The sequence below is a fragment of the Pseudomonas sp. DD1 genome (assembly GCF_044510355.1).
GTDB classification, from domain to species: domain Bacteria; phylum Pseudomonadota; class Gammaproteobacteria; order Pseudomonadales; family Pseudomonadaceae; genus Aquipseudomonas; species Aquipseudomonas shahriarae.
In genome coordinates this window covers 241,330-258,422 of record NZ_MSAJ01000033.1, presented here as the reverse complement: position 1 = coordinate 258,422, position 17,093 = coordinate 241,330, and the positions used below count along the sequence as shown (strand labels likewise).

The window sequence follows — 17,093 nt, the reverse complement described above, 5'->3', positions numbered from 1 at the left end:
CGCGATGAGGCCCTCCCTGCCCACACAGATCCAAAGCCATGACCACCCCAACCCCCTGCTACCACTGCGCCCTCCCCGTCCCGCCCGGCAGCCGCTTCACCGCGGTGATCCTCGGCGAGCCCCGCGAGCTCTGCTGCCCGGGTTGCCAGGCGGTGGCCGAGGCAATTGTCGCGGGCGGCCTGGAAAGCTACTACCAGCACCGCAGTGAAGCCTCGGCCAACCCCGAAGCCTTGCCGGTGCAACTGGTCGACGAATTGGCGCTGTACGACCGCGCCGATGTGCAAAAGCCCTTCGTGCGCCACGACGGCGACCTGGCCGAAGCCACCCTGTTGATGGAAGGCATCAGTTGCGCCGCCTGTGGCTGGCTGATCGAAAAACACCTGCGCAGCCTGCCGGCCGTGGCCGAGGCGCGGCTGAACCTGTCCAACCATCGCCTGCATGTGCGCTGGGCCGACGCGCAATTGCCGTTGAGCCAGGTGCTCAGCGAGCTGCGCCAGATTGGCTACGCCGCTCACCCGTATCAGGCCGACCGCGCCGCCGAACAACTGGCCAGCGAAAACCGCCTGGCCCTGCGCCAACTCGGGGTCGCCGGCTTGCTGTGGTTCCAGGCGATGATGGCGACCATGGCCACCTGGCCGGAATTCAATATCGACCTGAGCCCCGAGCTGCACGTGATCCTGCGCTGGGTCGCGCTGTTTCTGACCACCCCCATTGTGTTCTACAGCTGCGCGCCGTTTTTCAAGGGCGCCATGCGCGACCTGCGCACCCGCCACCTGACCATGGATGTCTCGGTGTCATTGGCCATTGGCGGCGCTTACCTGGCGGGCATCTGGACCGCCATCACGGGGGTGGGCGAGTTGTATTTCGATGCCGTAGGCATGTTCGCCCTGTTCCTGCTGGCCGGGCGCTACCTGGAGCGTCGCGCCCGAGAACGCACCGCCGCCGCCACTGCCCAACTGGTCAACCTGCTGCCGGCCTCGTGCCTGCGCCTCAAAAGCGATGGCCAGAGCGAACGCATCCTGCTCACCGAATTGGCCCTGGGCGACCGGGTGCTGGTGCATCCGGGTGCGATCCTGCCGGCTGATGGGGTGATCCTGGATGGCCAGTCGAGCATTGATGAATCCCTGCTCACCGGCGAATACCTGCCACAACCGCGACAAGCCGGCGATAGCGTCACCGCCGGCACTCTCAACGTCGAAGGCGCGCTGACCGTGGAAGTGCGCGCCCTGGGCCATGACACCCGCTTGTCGGCCATCGTGCGCCTGCTGGAGCGGGCCCAGGCCGAAAAGCCACGCCTGGCTGAGATCGCCGACCGCGCCGCGCAATGGTTCCTGCTTTGCTCGCTGATCGCCGCCGCCGTGATTGGCCTGCTGTGGTGGGAACTGGACCCCTCGCGGGCGTTCTGGATTGTCCTGGCAATGCTGGTGGCGACTTGCCCATGCGCCTTGTCCCTGGCAACCCCCACCGCCTTGACTGCCGCCACCGGCACCCTGCACAAACTCGGCCTGTTGCTGACCCGAGGCCATGTGCTGGAAGGCTTGAACCAGATCGACACAGTGATTTTCGACAAGACCGGCACCCTCACCGAGGGCCGCCTGGCTCTGCGCGCCATCCGGCCACTGGGCAGCATGAGCAGCGACTTGGCCCTGGCCCTGGCCGCCGCCCTCGAAAACCGCTCCGAACACCCGATTGCCCGGGCCTTCGGCCGAGCCCCGCTGGCGGCTGATGAAGTGCTCAGCACCCCCGGCCTGGGGCTCGAAGGTCGGGTCGGTGAACGCCTGCTGCGGATCGGCCAGCCCGGTTTCGTCTGTGAATTAAGCGGCTGCGCGATTCCCGATTCGCCGCAAGACGCTGGCCAATGGCTGCTGCTGGGCGATACCGGCGGCGCCCTGGCCTGGTTTGTCCTGGATGATCGCCTGCGCAGCGATGCGCCAGCACTGCTGGCCGCGTGCAAGGCGCGGGGCTGGCGCACCTTGCTGCTATCGGGCGACAGCTCGCCGATGGTCGCCAGCGTCGCCGCCGAATTGGGGATTGATGAAGCCCGTGGCGGCCTGCGCCCGGATGACAAGCTGCAAGTGCTGCAACAGTTGCACAAGGAAGGCCGCAAGGTGTTGATGCTCGGTGACGGCGTGAATGACGTGCCGGTATTGGCCGCGGCGGATATCAGCGTGGCCATGGGCTCGGCCACTGACCTGGCAAAAACCAGCGCCGACGCGGTGCTGCTGTCCAACCGCCTGGATGCCCTGGTGCAAGCGTTCAGCCTGGCGCGGCGTACGCGCCGGGTAATCATTGAAAACCTGCTGTGGGCCGGGCTGTACAATGGCCTGATGTTGCCGTTCGCCGCCCTCGGTTGGATCACGCCGATCTGGGCCGCGATCGGCATGTCCCTCAGTTCGTTGACCGTGGTGCTCAACGCCCTGCGCCTGACGCGCCTGCCGCGCGCCAGTGCCGCGAGCACCACCCCACAGCCCCGCCCGCTGCCGGCTTGAGCCGCGCGGGCATGGAGTAGCGATGCCAGCTCTTTACGTAATGATTCCCGCGGCGCTGCTGATCGTCGCCATCGCCATCTACATCTTCTTCTGGGCGGTGGACAGCGGCCAGTATGACGACCTCGACGGGCCGGCCCACAGCGTGCTGTTCGACGACCAGGATCCCAAGCACCTGGCCGCTGTCGACGAGGCCAGCAGCCACCCGCAGCCACCAGCCAAGCCTGACGAGCCGGCGCCGCCCCATGCTTGACCTCGCGCCGCTGCTGGTTTCCGCGCTAATCCTCGGTCTGCTGGGCGGCGGCCATTGCCTGGGGATGTGCGGTGGCCTGATGGGCGCATTGACCCTGGCCATCCCCCCGGAACAGCGCAGCCGGCGATTTCGCCTGCTGCTGGCGTACAACCTGGGACGCATCCTCAGCTATGCCGCCGCCGGCGTATTGATCGGCCTGGCCGGCTGGGCCGTGGCCAACAGCCCGGCGGCGATGTTCATGCGCATCCTGGCCGGCCTGCTACTGATCAGCATGGGCTTGTACCTGGCCGGCTGGTGGAGCGGCCTGACCCGTATCGAAAGCCTCGGGCGCGGCCTGTGGCGGCATATCCAGCCGTTTGCCAACCGTTTGCTACCGGTGTCCAGCCTGCCCCGCGCCCTGCTGCTGGGCGCGCTGTGGGGCTGGTTGCCGTGCGGCCTGGTCTACAGCACCTTGTTGTGGGCGGCCAGCCAGGGCAACGCCGTGGACAGCGGGTTGCTGATGCTCGCTTTTGGCCTCGGCACCTGGCCGGTACTGCTCGCCACCGGGCTGGCGGCGGAGCGCGTCACCGCGCTGTTACGCAAGCGCAGTGTGCGCATGGCCGGCGGCCTGCTGGTGATTGTGTTCGGTATCTGGACCCTACCCGGGCCCCATCAGCACTGGCTGATGGGCCACTAAAAGGCCATGTGGCATAGCGCCGCTCCCCGTTGATACAAATCAAGATGACCGCCCAGCCATGCCCCTAGACTCGGCCCACTAGCCAATCCGGGGAACGCCCGCATGCTCGACGCCATTCGTTGGGACACTGATCTGATTCATCGCTACGACCTGGCAGGACCGCGCTACACCTCCTACCCCACCGCCGTACAATTCACCAGCCAGGTCGGCACCTTCGACCTGCTGCACGCCCTGCGCGACAGCCGCAAGGCCGTGCGCCCGCTGTCGCTGTATGTGCACGTGCCGTTCTGCGCGAACATCTGCTACTACTGCGCCTGCAACAAAGTCATCACCAAGGACCGCGGTCGCGCCCAGGCCTACCTGCAGCGCCTGGAGCAGGAGATTCAACTGGTGGCCTGCCACCTGGACCCCCACCAACAGGTGCAGCAGCTGCATTTTGGCGGCGGCACCCCGACCTTTCTCAGCCACGACGAATTGCGCCAACTGATGGCGCAACTGCGCCAACACTTCAACCTGCTGGATGACGATTCCGGCGACTACGGCATTGAGATCGACCCACGGGAAGCCGACTGGGCCACCATGGGCCTGTTGCGTGAACTGGGCTTTAACCGTGTGAGCATCGGCGTGCAGGACCTGGACCCCGAGGTGCAACGGGCGGTCAATCGCCTGCAAAGCCTGGAAGAGACCCGCGCGGTGATTGATGCCGCGCGCACCCTGCAGTTTCGCTCGATCAACATTGACCTGATCTACGGCCTGCCCAAGCAGACCCCCGAGCATTTCGCCCGCACGGTGGCCGAAGTCATCAGCCTGCAACCCGACCGCCTGTCCGTATTCAACTATGCCCACCTGCCGGAACGCTTCCTGCCCCAGCGGCGGATCAACAGCGAAGACCTGCCGGCCCCCGCCGTCAAGTTGCAGATGCTGCAGGAAACCATCGAACAGTTGACGGCCGCCGGCTACACCTACATCGGTATGGACCACTTCGCCCTGCCCGACGACGAACTGGCCATCGCCCAGGAAGAGGGCACCCTGCAACGCAATTTCCAGGGCTACACCACCCACGGTCACTGCGATTTGATCGGGCTCGGCGTTTCGGCCATCAGTCAGATTGGTGACTTGTACTGCCAGAACAGCAGCGACCTGAGTCATTACCAGAATGCCCTGGCCGGCGCGCAACTGGCCACCAGTCGCGGCCTGCTGTGCAAGGCGGACGATCGTTTACGAGGGGCGGTGATCCAACAGCTGATCTGTCACTTCAGCCTGGACTTCGACAGCATCGAGCAGGCCTTCACCGTGGATTTTCGCGGTTATTTCGCCGAGCTCTGGCCGCAACTCGAAGTAATGGCCAGTGACGGCCTGATCGAACTCGACGCCAAGGGAATCCGGGTGCTGCCAGCCGGGCGCCTGTTGGTGCGCTCGGTGTGCATGGTGTTCGATGCCTATCTGGAGCAACAGAATAGGCAGCGCTTTTCACGGGTGATCTGAGCCGGGTTACTTGGCCATCAACGAGGCGGCCTTCACCGCGTCTTCGGCGCTCAGGTTCTTCATCGCTTCGCTCAACGACGCATAGGCGCCGGTCAGCGAGGCTTGCAAGCCGCCCAGCGCCGATTGCACGCCGCTCAGTTTCGCCAGGACCTGCTCCGGGCTGAGGCGCTTGTCGGACATGATCGCCGACATCTCTGCCATCTTTTCCGCGATCTGCTGCTTCAACTGGCGAATCATTTTCAGCAGTTTCTGCACGTTCTCGTCCAGCCCGCTTTCTTCGATATCATCGTTGGCCGTCTTCTCGGCGCTGGCGGCCTTCAGCGACGCACCGGAGAAGGTCACGCTCACGCCTTCGGCAGGCTGGGTTTCACCCAGCGCCGTTGATTCGGTACCGGCGCCCACGGTGCTGGTTTTTTTCGATTCAAGCAGCGTCGGCACAGTGGTGCGGGACGGAAGATTGCCGTCGATGGAAAGCATATCGTGAGCCTCCAAGCTCATTGTCGTTAGCAGTTCATCGGCCACCGGGTAAAAACCTTTATACCTCTGCCGGTTTTTTGTACAGGCTGGCTTGATAGTCCCTCAGTGCGGTACCCTTACGTCTTATGTGTGTTTTCCCACAAGGATTTAAGAAATGTCCGAGCCAGTTAAACTGCGCGCTCATAGCCAGGCTCACTGCAAGGATTGCAGCCTGGCTCCCCTCTGCTTGCCACTTTCGCTGAATCTGGAAGACATGGATGCGCTGGACGAAATCGTTAAACGTGGTCGCCCACTGAAGAAAGGCGAGTTTCTGTTTCGCCAGGGTGACAAGTTCGATTCCGTCTATGCAGTACGCTCGGGCGCCTTGAAGACGTTCAGCCTGAGCGATAGCGGCGAAGAGCAGATCACCGGTTTCCACCTGCCCAGCGAGCTGGTTGGCCTGTCGGGCATGGACACCGAGATCCACCCGGTGTCGGCCCAGGCTCTGGAAACCACGTCGGTGTGCGAGATTCCCTTCGAACGCCTGGATGAACTGGCCCTGCAATTGCCGCAGTTGCGCCGCCAGTTGATGCGTGTGATGAGCCGGGAAATTCGGGACGACCAGCAAATGATGCTGTTGCTGTCGAAGAAAACCGCCGACGAACGGATTGCCACCTTCCTGGTCAACCTGTCGGCGCGCTTCCGCGCCCGTGGTTTCTCGGCCAATCAGTTCCGCCTGAGCATGTCGCGCAACGAAATCGGCAATTACCTGGGCCTGGCGGTAGAAACCGTGTCCCGGGTGTTCACGCGCTTCCAGCAGAACGAACTGATTGCCGCCGAGGGCAAGGAAGTGCACATCCTCGACCCGATCCAGCTCTGCGCACTGGCCGGCGGCTCCCTCGACGGCTGATCGGCGCACGAGGGGCGCGACACTTGTGGCCAAGCCAACCGGCGAGGCCGCAGGTATACTGCTAGGTCTTTGCGCCCAGGACTCCCGACGATGACTTTCGACGCCTTCGACATCAAATCCCTGATTCGCCCCGTCATCGACTTCCCCAAGCCTGGGGTGATCTTTCGTGATATCACGCCGCTGTTCCAGTCGCCCAAGGCCATGCGCCTGGTGGCCGACACCTTTATCCACCGCTACGTCGAAGCCGAGTTCAGCCATATCGGCGCGATGGACGCCCGAGGCTTTTTGATCGGTTCGGTGATTGCCTACCAACTGAACAAGCCGCTGATCCTGTTCCGCAAGCAAGGCAAGCTGCCAGCGGACGTGCTGTCCGAGGGCTATCAGACCGAATATGGCGAAGCCTTCCTCGAAGTACACGCCGACAGCCTGTGTGAAGGAGACTCGGTGTTGATGTTCGATGACTTGATCGCCACCGGTGGCACCTTGATTGCTGCAGCGAACCTGACGCGGCGTATGGGCGCGCGGATTTTTGAGGCGGCGGCGATTATTGACCTGCCGGAGTTGGGCGGCTCGCAGCGTCTGGAGGATATGGGGATCCCTACGTTCTGTTTGACGCAGTTTGGGTTGACTGAGCGCTAATTTGCGCGGGTCTTGTGGGCTTCATCGCGGGCAAGCCCACATTTTGATTTGTGAACCCATTCAAAGGTGGGCCCCCCCTCAATCACAACCCCATCTGCTTACTGATGATTTCATTCATCACCTCCCGGGTCCCGCCGCCAATCGACAAAATCCGATTGTCGCGGTATAGCCGCTCCACCAGGCTGCCGCGCATATAGCCCAGGCCACCCAGGATCTGCACCGCGTCATACGTCACGCGGTCGGCGGTGTCGGTGGCCAGGTTCTTGGCCATGGAGATCTCCTTGATCACGCTCTTGCCCGCCGCCATCTTCGCCGCCTGGCGGTAAGTGAACTCGCGGGAAACCTCGACCGCCGTGGCCATCTCCGCCAGGCGGTGCTTGAGCACCTGGAACTTGCCAATCGGCTTACCAAAGGCCTGCCGCTGCGCAGCCCACTTCAGGCTCTCTTCCAGGGCCATCTGCGCGGTCATATTGGCCATTAATGCCAGGGCCAGGCGCTCGCTCTGGAAGTTGCCCATGATGCAGGCAAAGCCCATGTTTTCGCCGCCGATCAGATTACCCACCGGCACCTGGCAATCATCGAAGAACAGCTCGGCAGTGTCCGACGCCCACCAGCCCATCTTCTTCAGCGGCTGGCCGACGGTGAAGCCAGGCGTGTCCTTCTCGATCAATAACAGGCTGATGCCGGCAAAGCCAGGCCCGCCGGTACGCACGGCGACGGTGTAGTAGTCGGCGCGTGCGCCACTGGTGATAAAAGTCTTGCTGCCACTGACCCGATAACAATCGCCATCGCGCACCGCACGGGTTTGCAGGCTGGCCACGTCGGAGCCGCCACCGGGCTCGGTGACGGCCAGGGCCATGATCTTCTCACCGGACAGCACCTGCGGGGCCACGCGCTCGCGCACTGCGGGGCGCGCCCATTTGACGACGGGCGGCAGGCCGATATCCAGCGAGCCCAGCCCCGCCACTACACCACCGGAGCCACAACGCATCAGCTCTTCGCTGGCGGCGACCTTGGCGAACAGGTCGCCCTCATGGCTGCCGCCCAGGGCTTCAGGGTAGCCAATGCCGAGAATCCCCGCCGCGCCGGCCTTGAGGTACAGCTCGCGGGGGAAGTGTTCGGCCTCCTCCCATTGCTCGATGCCCGGCAGAATCTCGCGCTCGACAAAACGGCGCACGCTGTCGCGGACCAATTGGTGACTGGGGTCGAAATATTCCTGGTAGGCAGACATCGGCAAGCTCCATGCAGAGATGGAGCGAACTTACCAAGCGCTTGCTTGGTTATCAAGCCGAACGCAGAACCCATGTAGGAGTTGGCTTGCCTGCGATGCAGGCACTGCGGTGTATCAGGAGGACCGAGGCGATGCCATCGCTGGCGAGCCAGCTCCCACACAAGCCAGCGTGCCAGAGGATATTGGGCTTAGAGCGCGATAGGTTTACGCCCGGCAAACGAGTGCGCCAGGGTGCCGCCGTCCACCAGTTCCAACTCGCCACCCAACGGCACGCCGTGGGCGATGCGCGAGGTGATCAAGCCTTTGTTGGTCAGCAGTTGCGCGATGTAATGCGCCGTGGCTTCCCCTTCCACCGTCGGATTGGTGGCCAGGATCACCTCGGTAAAGGTGCCCTGCCCTTCAATGCGCGCCACCAACTGCGGGATACCAATGGCTTCCGGCCCCAGGCCGTCGAGCGGCGACAGGTGGCCCTTGAGCACGAAGTAGCGCCCGCGATAGCCGGTCTGCTCCACCGCGTAGACGTCCATCGGCCCTTCGACCACGCACAGCAGCGTATCGTCGCGACGGGGGTCGGCGCATTGCGGGCACAGTTCTTCTTCGGTGAGGGTGCGGCACTGGCGGCAATGGCCCACACCGTCCATGGCCTGGCTCAAGGCCTGGGCCAGTCGCGAGCCACCGCTGCGGTCACGCTCCAGCAGTTGCAGCGCCATGCGCTGGGCGGTTTTCTGGCCCACGCCCGGCAAGGTGCGCAGGGCGTCGATCAGTTGACGAATCAGAGGGCTGAAGCTCATGGGGCAAAGGTCCGACAAAACAACGAGACGCGGTTTATACCCGCGCCTCGGATAAGCGTCAAATACGCACGACCAACTTGCCGAAGTTGCGCCCTTCCAACAGGCCGATAAAGGCCTCGGGAGCCTGCTCCAGACCATCGACCACGTCTTCGCGGAACTTGACCTTGCCGTCCCGCACCCAGGGCGCCATGGCGCTGATAAATTCCGGGTGGCGGTCGCCATAGTCGTCGAACACGATAAAACCCTGGATACGCACGCGCTTGGTCAACAGGGTGCGTTGCAGCGCTGGCAGGCGATCAGGGCCGGTGGGCGCCTCATGGGCGTTGTAGCCGGCAATCAGGCCACACAGGGGGATCCGTGCCTTGGGATTGAGCAAGGGCAGCACAGCGTCGAAGACCTTGCCGCCGACGTTTTCATAATAGATATCCACCCCTTTGTCGCAGGCCTGGGCCAGCTCTTCGGCAAAGTCCGCGCTCTTGTGGTCGATGCACGCGTCAAACCCCAGCTCCTCCACCACATAACGGCACTTGTCCGCACCGCCGGCCACGCCGACCACCCGCAGGCCCTTGAGCTTGGCCACCTGGCCGACCACCGAGCCCACCGCACCGGAGGCCGCCGCCACCACCAGGGTTTCCCCGGCCTTGGGTTGGCCGATATCCATCAGGCCCATGTAGGCCGTCATGCCGGGCATGCCCAGCACACCCAGGGCCATGGACGGGCTCGGCAGGCCCTTGGGCACCGGCATCAGGTTGCGTCCGTCGCTGATGCTATGGCTTTGCCAGCCGGTGGCGCCGACCACCAGGTCGCCCACCTCGAACTTGGGGTTGCGCGACTGTTCGATGCGGCTCACAGCACCGCCGGTCATCACCTCGCCGATTTCTACCGGCGCGGCGTAGGACGGCGCGTCACTCATGCGCCCACGCATGTAGGGGTCAAGGGACAGGAACAGGGTCTTGAGCAGAACCTGGCCGTCTGCCAGGTCTGGCAGCGCTACGCGCTCCAGGCGGAAGTTTTCCGGCACGGGCGCACCCTGCGGGCGGGATACCAGGACGATGCGCTGGTTAAGGGTCATGGCTTCGGTCATCAGCGGGGCTCCTTTATATCGGTGATTGAATTCAGCGGTATAGAGTGCAGACAGCCATTGCAAGGCTGACGTTCGATTGTGCCCGACACAAACAAAAATGCCAGGCACGATGCCTGGCATTTTTGCAGTCCCGCGAGTCGATCAGAACGGCAGCTTCATGCCCGGCGGCAGTTGCATGCCCGCGGTCACGCCGGACATTTTGTCCTGGCTGTTGGCTTCGATCTTGCGCACCGCGTCGTTGACGGCCGCAGCGAACAAGGCTTCGAGCATTTCCAGGTCGTCTTCGCCAATGCCCGGCAATACGCTTGGGTCGATGCTCACACGCTTGATGTCGTGACGACCGGTCATCACCACGCTGACCATATCGCCACCGGCTTTACCGGTGACTTCGGCGTTGGCCAGTTCTTCCTGCATCTTGGCCATTTTTTCCTGCATCTGCTGCGCCTGCTTCATCAGGCCGGCCATGCCACCTTTCATCATGGGAATCACCTCAAAAGTACGTGGATCAATACGGCGCCGAGCCTCAAGGCCCGGTGCCTGCAATTATCAGCCCGCTGCAGCCTGGGCTTCGACAGGTTCAATAGTATCGTGTCGCACCACCGCGCCAAACTGCTCCATCATCTGCTGGATCAGCGGATCGGCCTGGATCGACTCCTCGGCCTCGCGCTGGCGGTTGAGCCGGCGACGGGTGGCGGCCTGGGCCGGGGTTTCCTGCTCGGGCTTGATCAGCTCGATGGTCACCGTCAGGGTGCGTTCGTGGAACTGATTCAGGGCATCGTTGAGGCGGCGCTGCTGGGTCGCGTTGAACAGGGCACTGTGGGCCGGGTCCAGGTGCAACAGCCAGTGATCGCCATCGACGGCAATCAGCGTGCAGTTGGCGGCGATGCTCCCGGTCATGCCGGAGATCGGCAATTTCGGGAACAGCTCCAGCCATTGCAGGGCGAGGCCGGTGGCCGGCATCGCGGCAGGTTCTGCCTCGGGCTCCGGCGCGGGCTCGGCGGTGTGTTCGCTGGCCAGGTCGTCCAGGTAGCTGTAGGCCGAATCCATGTCCGGCTCGATGTAATCTTCGTCCAGCGGCGGTTCGTCATCCAGGTCGATGCCGGGGGTAGCGGCGTCCACTTCGGCGATGGTCGGCTCGGGCACGGGGGCGGCGACCCATTCCGGCGCGTCCGGCACTACGCTGTCGGGGGTCGGCGTGGGCATGGGCGTGAGCTCGGGCTGCTCGCTGGTGGTTTCCAGCACGGCCTCGACTGCAGGCTCCTGCTCGGCCACGGCCTCTACCGGGTCGTTCCAGGGCAGATCGACCACAGGCGCGGGCTCAGGCTCGGCAACCGGCTCCGGCACCGCTACAGGCGCCACCGGCTCAACCGCGACCGGGGCGACAGTGACTGCCACAGGTTCCGGCGCGATCACTGGCGCGAACACCGCCGCGCCAGCCACTGGTTTGGCGGAATCAACTGTGGCCCGGCTGATCCCCACTGGCTTTAGCGGCTGTCTCGGCGCATCGGCGGTGTCCGCCGGGCGGAACGCCAGCATGCGCAGCATGACCATTTCAAAGCCGCCGCGCGGGTCCGGGGCCAAGGGCAGGTCTCGGCGCCCGATCAGGCCCATCTGGTAGTAGAACTGCACATCTTCGGCCGGCAACGCCTGGGCCAGGGCCAACACGCGGTCGCGGTCGCCGTGGCCGTTATCGACCCCTTCAGGCAGCGCCTGGGCGATAGCGACGCGGTGCAGCACGTTGAGAATTTCCGAGAGCACGCCATTCCAGTCCGGGCCTTGCTCCGACAAATGGCGCACGGCTTCGAGCAGCGCCTTGGCATCGCCTTCGATCAACGCATGCAGCACGTCAAACACTTGCCCGTGATCGAGGGTGCCGAGCATGGCGCGCACATCGGCGGCCATCACTTTGCCTTCACCGAAGGCAATGGCCTGGTCGGTCAGGCTCATGGCGTCGCGCATCGAACCATCGGCGGCGCGGCCCAGCAGCCACAGCGCGTCGTCTTCGAACGGCACGTTCTCCACGCCCAGCACGTGGGTCAAATGCTCGACCACCCGCTCGGGTGTCATGTTTTTCAGGGAGAACTGCAGGCACCGCGACAAAATCGTTGCAGGAAGTTTCTGCGGGTCGGTGGTGGCCAGGATGAATTTAACGTAGGGCGGCGGCTCCTCCAGGGTCTTCAACAGGGCGTTGAAGGAGTGGCTGGAAAGCATGTGCACTTCGTCGATCAGGTAGACCTTGAAGCGGCCACGGCTGGGGGCGTACTGCACGTTGTCGAGCAGTTCGCGGGTGTCCTCGACCTTGGTGCGGCTCGCGGCGTCGATCTCGATCAGGTCGACAAAGCGCCCCTCGTCGATCTCCCGGCACACCGAGCAGGTGCCGCAGGGTGTGGAGGTGATGCCTGTCTCACAGTTCAGGCACTTGGCAATGATCCGCGCAATGGTGGTCTTGCCCACCCCGCGAGTGCCGGTGAACAGGTAGGCGTGGTGCAGCCGCTGGCTGTCCAAGGCATTGATCAGAGCCTTGAGCACATGGGTCTGGCCGACCATTTCGCGGAACGAGCGCGGACGCCATTTACGTGCAAGAACCTGATAACTCATCGAAAACCGTCGCAACTGGGAAGCGGAAGCCGGTAATGCTAGCGGAGCAGGGGCGAAATTGCATCCGGCACGCTCGCCTAATCTGACTAAGCTGGTAGTGGCCTCCCCTCCCAAGGGCTGATCTCGGAGAGTTTATGCGCGTAGTCCTGGGCGCTTTATGGATGATCACCACACTGAGCCTGGCGGCACCCGCCCCGTTGCGCTTCGCCATTTCCGACAGCTGGGCCATGCCCCTGGTGCAGATCGAGGCCGGCCAGCCGACCCAGGGCATTTTGTATGACCTGATGTTGAGCCTGGCCACCCAGGTTGGCCATCCGGTGCAGTTCCAGGTATTGGCCCGGGCCCGCATCGCCCCAGCCATGGAACATGGCGAGGTTGATGTGCGCTGCTACGTCGCACAGGCGTGGCTGGGTAACCTGTCCGGCGATTATGTCTGGAGCGTCCCCTTGCTGGTGCAGCGTAATGTGCTGGTCAGCGCCCACGTCCCGCCGCTGTCGGTGAATGTGGCGAAGCTGGCTGCGCAGAATATCGGCACCGTGCTCAACTACAGCTACCCGACCCTCGAGCCGCTGTTCGCCAACGGCCAACTGCAGCGCGACGACGCCCGCAGCGAAGAGCAAGTGCTGCACAAGCTGGTGGCGGGGCGCTTCAAGTATGCCGTCACCAACGAATGGGCCCTGGAGCGCTTCAATCAGCGGCTACCCGTGGGCCGCGGGCTGCACGTAGTGGCCGTGATCGATGAGCAGAGCCTGGGCTGCTACGTGCGTAACGACCCAGCCCTGCCCGTGCAGCACATTTTGCGCACATTGCTGCGCATGAAGGTGTCGGGGGAGATTGACGACATCATCAGGCTCTACACCGGCGACCGCGAGCGCCCGCCTCAATCGTCGCCCGCACCGTAGTTGAGCAGGTCAAACCCGGCGGCCCAGGCCGGCACCTCGTCAGCCGGCATGGGCTGGGCGAAGTAATAACCCTGGGCCACTTCGCAGCCCATGCGCAGCAGCAACTGGCCATGCTCGAGGGTTTCCAGGCCCTCGGCGATCACTTCGCGACCAAATGCCCGGGCCAGGCCGATCACCGCCTGGGTCAAGGCCAGGTCGTCCTTGTCGTGCAGGATGTCACGCACAAACGACTTGTCGATCTTGATGGTCTGGGTCGGCAGGCGCTTGAGGTAGCTGAGGGAGGAATAGCCGGTGCCGAAATCATCCAGGGAAAACCGCACCCCCAGCGCCTGGCACGCCGCCAGGTGCTCGGTGACCCGCTGGATATGGTCGATGGCCACCGATTCGGCAATTTCCAGATCAAGCATGTGTGGCGCAACATCGGGATGCTGGGCCAGCAGTTGCTGCAGGCGCTCGACAAAATCCGCACGCTGGAAATGCCGGGCCGCGATGTTCACGCTGACCGGCCAGCAGTGCCCAGCCTCCTGCCACTGGCGCATCTGCGCCAGCACCTGATCCATCACCCACTCGCCGACATCCACGATCAGGTCGGTCTGCTCGATCAACGACAGGAAATCCTTGGGCGCCACCAACCCGCGCATCGGATGCTGCCAGCGCAGCAACGCTTCAAACCCCACCACCTGGCCTTGGCGCAGGTTGATCTTGGGGTGGAAGTGCAGGCACAACTCCCCCGCCGCCAGGGCCTGGCGAATCTGCTGGACCGTCTGGTGGGTGGCCTTGACCTCCTGCTCCAGGGACACGTCAAATAGCTGGTAGCGGTTGCGGCCACTTTGCTTGGCCACATACATGGCCTGGTCGGCATGGCGCAGCAACGTATCGGCGTCCTCATCGTCCAGGGGGAACAAGGTCACACCGATACTGGCAAACACGTTGATCTGCGCGCCCTGGATCGAATACGGCTCGGAGATGGCCGTGAGGATCCGCCGCAGCGCGCCGTTAAGCTCATCGGCATCGCGCACGTAGCGCAGGATCAGTACAAACTCGTCACCGGCCAGCCTGGCGACCACATCTTCGCCACGAATAATCTCACGCAGACGGCGCGCAACCTCCACCAGCAACAAGTCGCCACTGGCATGCCCATAGCCGTCGTTGACGGCCTTGAAGCCATCCAGGTCGAGCATGCACACCGCCAGGGGGATTTGCTCGTTGCGGGAAAACTCCAGGGACTGCACGAGCAATTCGGAGAGGTAAGCGCGATTGGGCAGCCCGGTCAGCACATCGTGACCGACCCGCCATTGCAGGGTCTGCAGCAACTGACGCTTTTCGCTGACGTCAAAACGAATCGACACGTACTTCTGCACCTTCCCGGTACGCTGATCGACCAGCGGCACCATGGTGCTATCGACCCAGTACAACGAGCCATCCTTGGCGCGGTTACAGATTTCCCCGCGCCAGACCCGGCCTTCAGTGATGGTGCGCCACATGCCCTGGAAAAACCCGGCAGGGTGCAATCCGGAGCTGAGGATCCGGTGGTTACGCCCCAGCAACTCGTCGCGGCTGTAGCCGGACATGTCGCAGAATTGGTCGTTGACGTAGGTGATGCGGCCGGTGAGGTCTGTCTCGGAGAAAATGGCGGCGGCATCCACGGCCCTGCGGTATTTCTCATCCATGAATGTGGCTCTAGGTGGCTAGCGGTTAAACCGCTCGACCAGGGCACGCAACCCGGAAGAGATGCTTTCAAGTTCCCGGCCCCGGGTGACTGCAGCGTTGGCGTTGCCCGCTGTCTTTTGTACCGTGGCCGCGACGTTATTGATCTGTTGTGAAACATCCTCTGCGACGTGGGATTGTTCCTGTGAGGCTGCAGCCATTTGCTGACTCATGCCGGTAATGCGCTCCACCGCCTGGCGGATGCCCAGCAGTGCCTGTTGCGCTTGCAGTACCTGCTGCACGCCTTGCTCGGCCTCTTGAATACCGGTGCTGGCAATGTCCACCGCCTGATCGGCCCCGGCACGCAAGCTCTGGATGATGCCCTGGATCTGCTCGGTCGACTGTCGGGTCTTGCCCGCCAGCGCCCGCACTTCATCGGCCACCACGGCAAAACCACGGCCTTGCTCGCCGGCCCGCGCCGCTTCGATAGCAGCATTCAGGGCCAGCAGGTTGGTCTGGTCGGCGATGGCCTGGATCATGCTCGCGGCCACACGGATTTCCTGGGTCTGGTCGGCCAGATGGCCCACCGCCTGATTGATCTGGGTGACAGTGCTAGCCAGCAGTTGAATCGCCTCGCGTGTGGTGCCGACAACATGGCTGCCCTGCTCAGCCAGGTCATTGGCGGTGCGGGCTTCGCTGGCGGTCTGCTGGACATGGGTTGCCACTTCGGCGATGGACGCGGCCATTTCGGTCATGGCGGCGGCGGTCATATCGGTTTCCGCGCGTTGCTCCAGCAGCGCCGACTCGGTGGTGCCCGATAACATGCTGGAATGAGCAGCAGCCTCGGCCATCTGGGTGGCCAGGTCGCTCAGACGCGTGAGCGCGGTTTTCAAGCGCGCCTCTTCGCTGATCAGGATCATTTCCAGTTGCGCAGCCGGGCCCAGCGCATCGCTGTAGGTCATGGCGCTGATAGGGTCGGAAAAGGTATTGGGCGTGTGCTCGACAATCTGCTTGAGCTGCCGCCCCAGACACAGGTGCGCCCAGGCGCCGAGGCCGAGAAACAACAGCGCCACAGAGGCCTGCGCCCACCCGCCCGGCAACCATTGCATCGCCCCGCCAGCGAGCACTGCCGCCAAGGCGGGAACGGCCAGGGCATTGCCGACCTGGCCCAGGCGCTGCAACGGCGAAACCGCCGAACGCCCGGCACGCAAACGTGCGTAGAGCGCTTCGGCACGCCGCACCTGCTCGCGCGTCGGCTTGACCCGCACCGACTCATAACCTACCAGGCGACCGTCTTCGAGGATCGGCGTCACATAGGCGCTGACCCAATAGAAGTTGCCGTTTTTGCAGCGGTTCTTGACCACGCCCATCCAGCTCTGGCCGGCCTTGAGGTAGCGCCACATCAGCTCAAAGACCGCGGGCGGCATGTCCGGGTGGCGCACTAGATTGTGGGTACTGCCTATCAGTTCAGCCTGGGTGAAGCCGCTCATGGCGGCAAACTCGGCATTGCAGTAAGTAATGTGGCTATTGATGTCAGTTGCGGAAATGAGCCGTTGCTGCTCCCCGAAAGTCTGTTCAACTGTGGTGACCGGCAAATTGACGCGCACTTTAAAGCTCCATGGACAGCATTCGATCCACCTGCTCAGGATCGGATAGATCCTGCAGATGGAGGGGTATTTCCAGACGGGTAAACCGTCAATCGGCTGGCTGGCGCCATTGGGCGACCAAACCAGGTTTTGCCCAGCACCTGACCTTCGGTTTAGCGAAGATCAACTAGGCTTTAATTCGAGCGTCTGGTGTGAAAGACGGGGGTTGCGTGGGCGCGCAAGAGCGAGCCTGGCGCTGCGGCCAAGCAACTGTTTTGCAACTACCTTTATGAAAGTGAGGAGAAAGCAATGATTTCCTGTTTCATAAAGGTGCCCTGTGAAACGACAC

Annotated in this window: 15 protein-coding genes and 1 pseudogene; 7 read left to right on the top strand and 9 right to left on the bottom strand. The window is 63.4% G+C overall.

The window, feature by feature from the left end; genetic code table 11:
* Positions 1-38: 38 nt before the first annotated feature.
* From PSFL_RS20320 to hemN, 4 genes are all read left to right on the top strand, one after another.
* A complete protein-coding gene (locus PSFL_RS20320; RefSeq protein ID WP_169960514.1) occupies positions 39-2,489 on the top strand; it encodes a heavy metal translocating P-type ATPase in 2,451 nt (816 codons plus the stop codon).
* Between the two features lie 22 nt (positions 2,490-2,511).
* The gene (gene ccoS / locus PSFL_RS20315; RefSeq protein ID WP_057960320.1) at positions 2,512-2,739 is read left to right on the top strand and encodes a cbb3-type cytochrome oxidase assembly protein CcoS; all 228 of its coding nucleotides are present in this window, start codon (positions 2,512-2,514) and stop codon (positions 2,737-2,739) included.
* Positions 2,732-3,415 carry a sulfite exporter TauE/SafE family protein gene (locus PSFL_RS20310; RefSeq protein ID WP_057439492.1) on the top strand — a complete coding sequence of 228 codons (684 nt, stop codon included), beginning with the start codon at positions 2,732-2,734 and terminating at the stop codon, positions 3,413-3,415. Before ccoS ends, PSFL_RS20310 begins: the two co-directional genes overlap by 8 nt.
* A gap of 102 nt (positions 3,416-3,517) precedes the next feature.
* Positions 3,518-4,900: an oxygen-independent coproporphyrinogen III oxidase gene (hemN, locus tag PSFL_RS20305; RefSeq protein WP_170044397.1), complete on the top strand. Its 1,383-nt coding sequence runs from the start codon at positions 3,518-3,520 to the stop codon at positions 4,898-4,900.
* A 6-nt stretch (positions 4,901-4,906) separates the two neighbouring features.
* On the opposite strand, the gene PSFL_RS20300 is transcribed toward hemN, so the two are convergent.
* Entirely contained in the window at positions 4,907-5,377 is a 471-nt protein-coding gene (locus PSFL_RS20300; RefSeq protein ID WP_057439494.1) for a hypothetical protein, read from the bottom strand.
* A 154-nt stretch (positions 5,378-5,531) separates the two neighbouring features.
* Between PSFL_RS20300 and fnr the strand changes: the two genes are divergently transcribed.
* Positions 5,532-6,266, top strand: coding sequence for a fumarate/nitrate reduction transcriptional regulator Fnr (gene fnr / locus PSFL_RS20295; protein WP_032863348.1), 735 nt, complete (start codon positions 5,532-5,534; stop codon positions 6,264-6,266).
* 90 nt (positions 6,267-6,356) lie between these two features.
* Positions 6,357-6,905, top strand: a complete 549-nt coding sequence (locus tag PSFL_RS20290) for an adenine phosphoribosyltransferase (protein WP_057439496.1) — start codon at positions 6,357-6,359, stop codon at positions 6,903-6,905.
* An 82-nt stretch (positions 6,906-6,987) separates the two neighbouring features.
* On the opposite strand, the gene PSFL_RS20285 is transcribed toward PSFL_RS20290, so the two are convergent.
* The 5 genes from PSFL_RS20285 to dnaX all read right to left on the bottom strand — a co-directional run bounded on the left by PSFL_RS20285 (position 6,988) and on the right by dnaX (position 12,609).
* Entirely contained in the window at positions 6,988-8,136 is a 1,149-nt protein-coding gene (locus tag PSFL_RS20285) for an acyl-CoA dehydrogenase family protein (RefSeq protein WP_057439497.1), read from the bottom strand.
* 188 nt (positions 8,137-8,324) lie between these two features.
* A complete protein-coding gene (gene recR / locus PSFL_RS20280) occupies positions 8,325-8,927 on the bottom strand; it encodes a recombination mediator RecR (RefSeq protein WP_057439498.1) in 603 nt (200 codons plus the stop codon).
* A gap of 58 nt (positions 8,928-8,985) precedes the next feature.
* Positions 8,986-10,011, bottom strand: a complete 1,026-nt coding sequence (locus PSFL_RS20275; protein WP_057439499.1) for an NADP-dependent oxidoreductase — start codon at positions 10,009-10,011, stop codon at positions 8,986-8,988.
* 141 nt (positions 10,012-10,152) lie between these two features.
* On the bottom strand, positions 10,153-10,491 hold the full coding sequence (locus PSFL_RS20270; protein ID WP_057439500.1) for a YbaB/EbfC family nucleoid-associated protein: 339 nt from the start codon (positions 10,489-10,491) through the stop codon (positions 10,153-10,155).
* 66 nt (positions 10,492-10,557) lie between these two features.
* The gene (gene dnaX, locus PSFL_RS20265) at positions 10,558-12,609 is read right to left on the bottom strand and encodes a DNA polymerase III subunit gamma/tau (protein WP_397470416.1); all 2,052 of its coding nucleotides are present in this window, start codon (positions 12,607-12,609) and stop codon (positions 10,558-10,560) included.
* A gap of 134 nt (positions 12,610-12,743) precedes the next feature.
* Between dnaX and PSFL_RS20260 the strand changes: the two genes are divergently transcribed.
* Complete coding sequence (locus tag PSFL_RS20260; protein ID WP_115128702.1) at positions 12,744-13,511, top strand: ABC transporter substrate-binding protein; 768 nt, start codon at positions 12,744-12,746, stop codon at positions 13,509-13,511.
* Here PSFL_RS20260 and PSFL_RS20255 read toward each other — a convergent pair.
* The 3 genes and pseudogenes from PSFL_RS20255 to PSFL_RS20245 form a co-directional block, all read right to left on the bottom strand.
* Positions 13,490-15,181, bottom strand: coding sequence for a bifunctional diguanylate cyclase/phosphodiesterase (locus PSFL_RS20255; RefSeq protein WP_115128703.1), 1,692 nt, complete (start codon positions 15,179-15,181; stop codon positions 13,490-13,492). The two genes, PSFL_RS20260 and PSFL_RS20255, sit on opposite strands and share 22 nt — an antisense overlap.
* 18 nt (positions 15,182-15,199) lie before the next feature.
* Positions 15,200-16,267, bottom strand: a complete 1,068-nt coding sequence (locus PSFL_RS20250; protein WP_397470462.1) for a methyl-accepting chemotaxis protein — start codon at positions 16,265-16,267, stop codon at positions 15,200-15,202.
* 216 nt (positions 16,268-16,483) lie between these two features.
* Positions 16,484-16,765, bottom strand: a pseudogene (locus PSFL_RS20245) (PAS domain-containing protein); the annotation flags it as partial.
* Positions 16,766-17,093: the final 328 nt, after the last annotated feature.

What these genes read in the sequence shown, in the direction of transcription:
- PSFL_RS20320 (WP_169960514.1), top strand. Translation starts at nt 39, where the DNA reads ATGACCACCCCAACCCCCTGCTACCACTGCGCCCTCCCCGTCCCGCCC.
- hemN (WP_170044397.1), top strand. Translation starts at nt 3,518, where the DNA reads ATGCTCGACGCCATTCGTTGGGACACTGATCTGATTCATCGCTACGAC.
- PSFL_RS20285 (WP_057439497.1), bottom strand. Translation starts at nt 8,136, where the DNA reads ATGTCTGCCTACCAGGAATATTTCGACCCCAGTCACCAATTGGTCCGC.
- PSFL_RS20250 (WP_397470462.1), bottom strand. Translation starts at nt 16,267, where the DNA reads ATGCAATGGTTGCCGGGCGGGTGGGCGCAGGCCTCTGTGGCGCTGTTG.
- PSFL_RS20255 (WP_115128703.1), bottom strand. Translation starts at nt 15,181, where the DNA reads ATGGATGAGAAATACCGCAGGGCCGTGGATGCCGCCGCCATTTTCTCC.
- PSFL_RS20310 (WP_057439492.1), top strand. Translation starts at nt 2,732, where the DNA reads ATGCTTGACCTCGCGCCGCTGCTGGTTTCCGCGCTAATCCTCGGTCTG.
- PSFL_RS20270 (WP_057439500.1), bottom strand. Translation starts at nt 10,491, where the DNA reads ATGATGAAAGGTGGCATGGCCGGCCTGATGAAGCAGGCGCAGCAGATG.
- PSFL_RS20300 (WP_057439494.1), bottom strand. Translation starts at nt 5,377, where the DNA reads ATGCTTTCCATCGACGGCAATCTTCCGTCCCGCACCACTGTGCCGACG.
- fnr (WP_032863348.1), top strand. Translation starts at nt 5,532, where the DNA reads ATGTCCGAGCCAGTTAAACTGCGCGCTCATAGCCAGGCTCACTGCAAG.
- PSFL_RS20290 (WP_057439496.1), top strand. Translation starts at nt 6,357, where the DNA reads ATGACTTTCGACGCCTTCGACATCAAATCCCTGATTCGCCCCGTCATC.
- dnaX (WP_397470416.1), bottom strand. Translation starts at nt 12,609, where the DNA reads ATGAGTTATCAGGTTCTTGCACGTAAATGGCGTCCGCGCTCGTTCCGC.
- PSFL_RS20275 (WP_057439499.1), bottom strand. Translation starts at nt 10,011, where the DNA reads ATGACCGAAGCCATGACCCTTAACCAGCGCATCGTCCTGGTATCCCGC.
- ccoS (WP_057960320.1), top strand. Translation starts at nt 2,512, where the DNA reads ATGCCAGCTCTTTACGTAATGATTCCCGCGGCGCTGCTGATCGTCGCC.
- PSFL_RS20260 (WP_115128702.1), top strand. Translation starts at nt 12,744, where the DNA reads ATGCGCGTAGTCCTGGGCGCTTTATGGATGATCACCACACTGAGCCTG.
- recR (WP_057439498.1), bottom strand. Translation starts at nt 8,927, where the DNA reads ATGAGCTTCAGCCCTCTGATTCGTCAACTGATCGACGCCCTGCGCACC.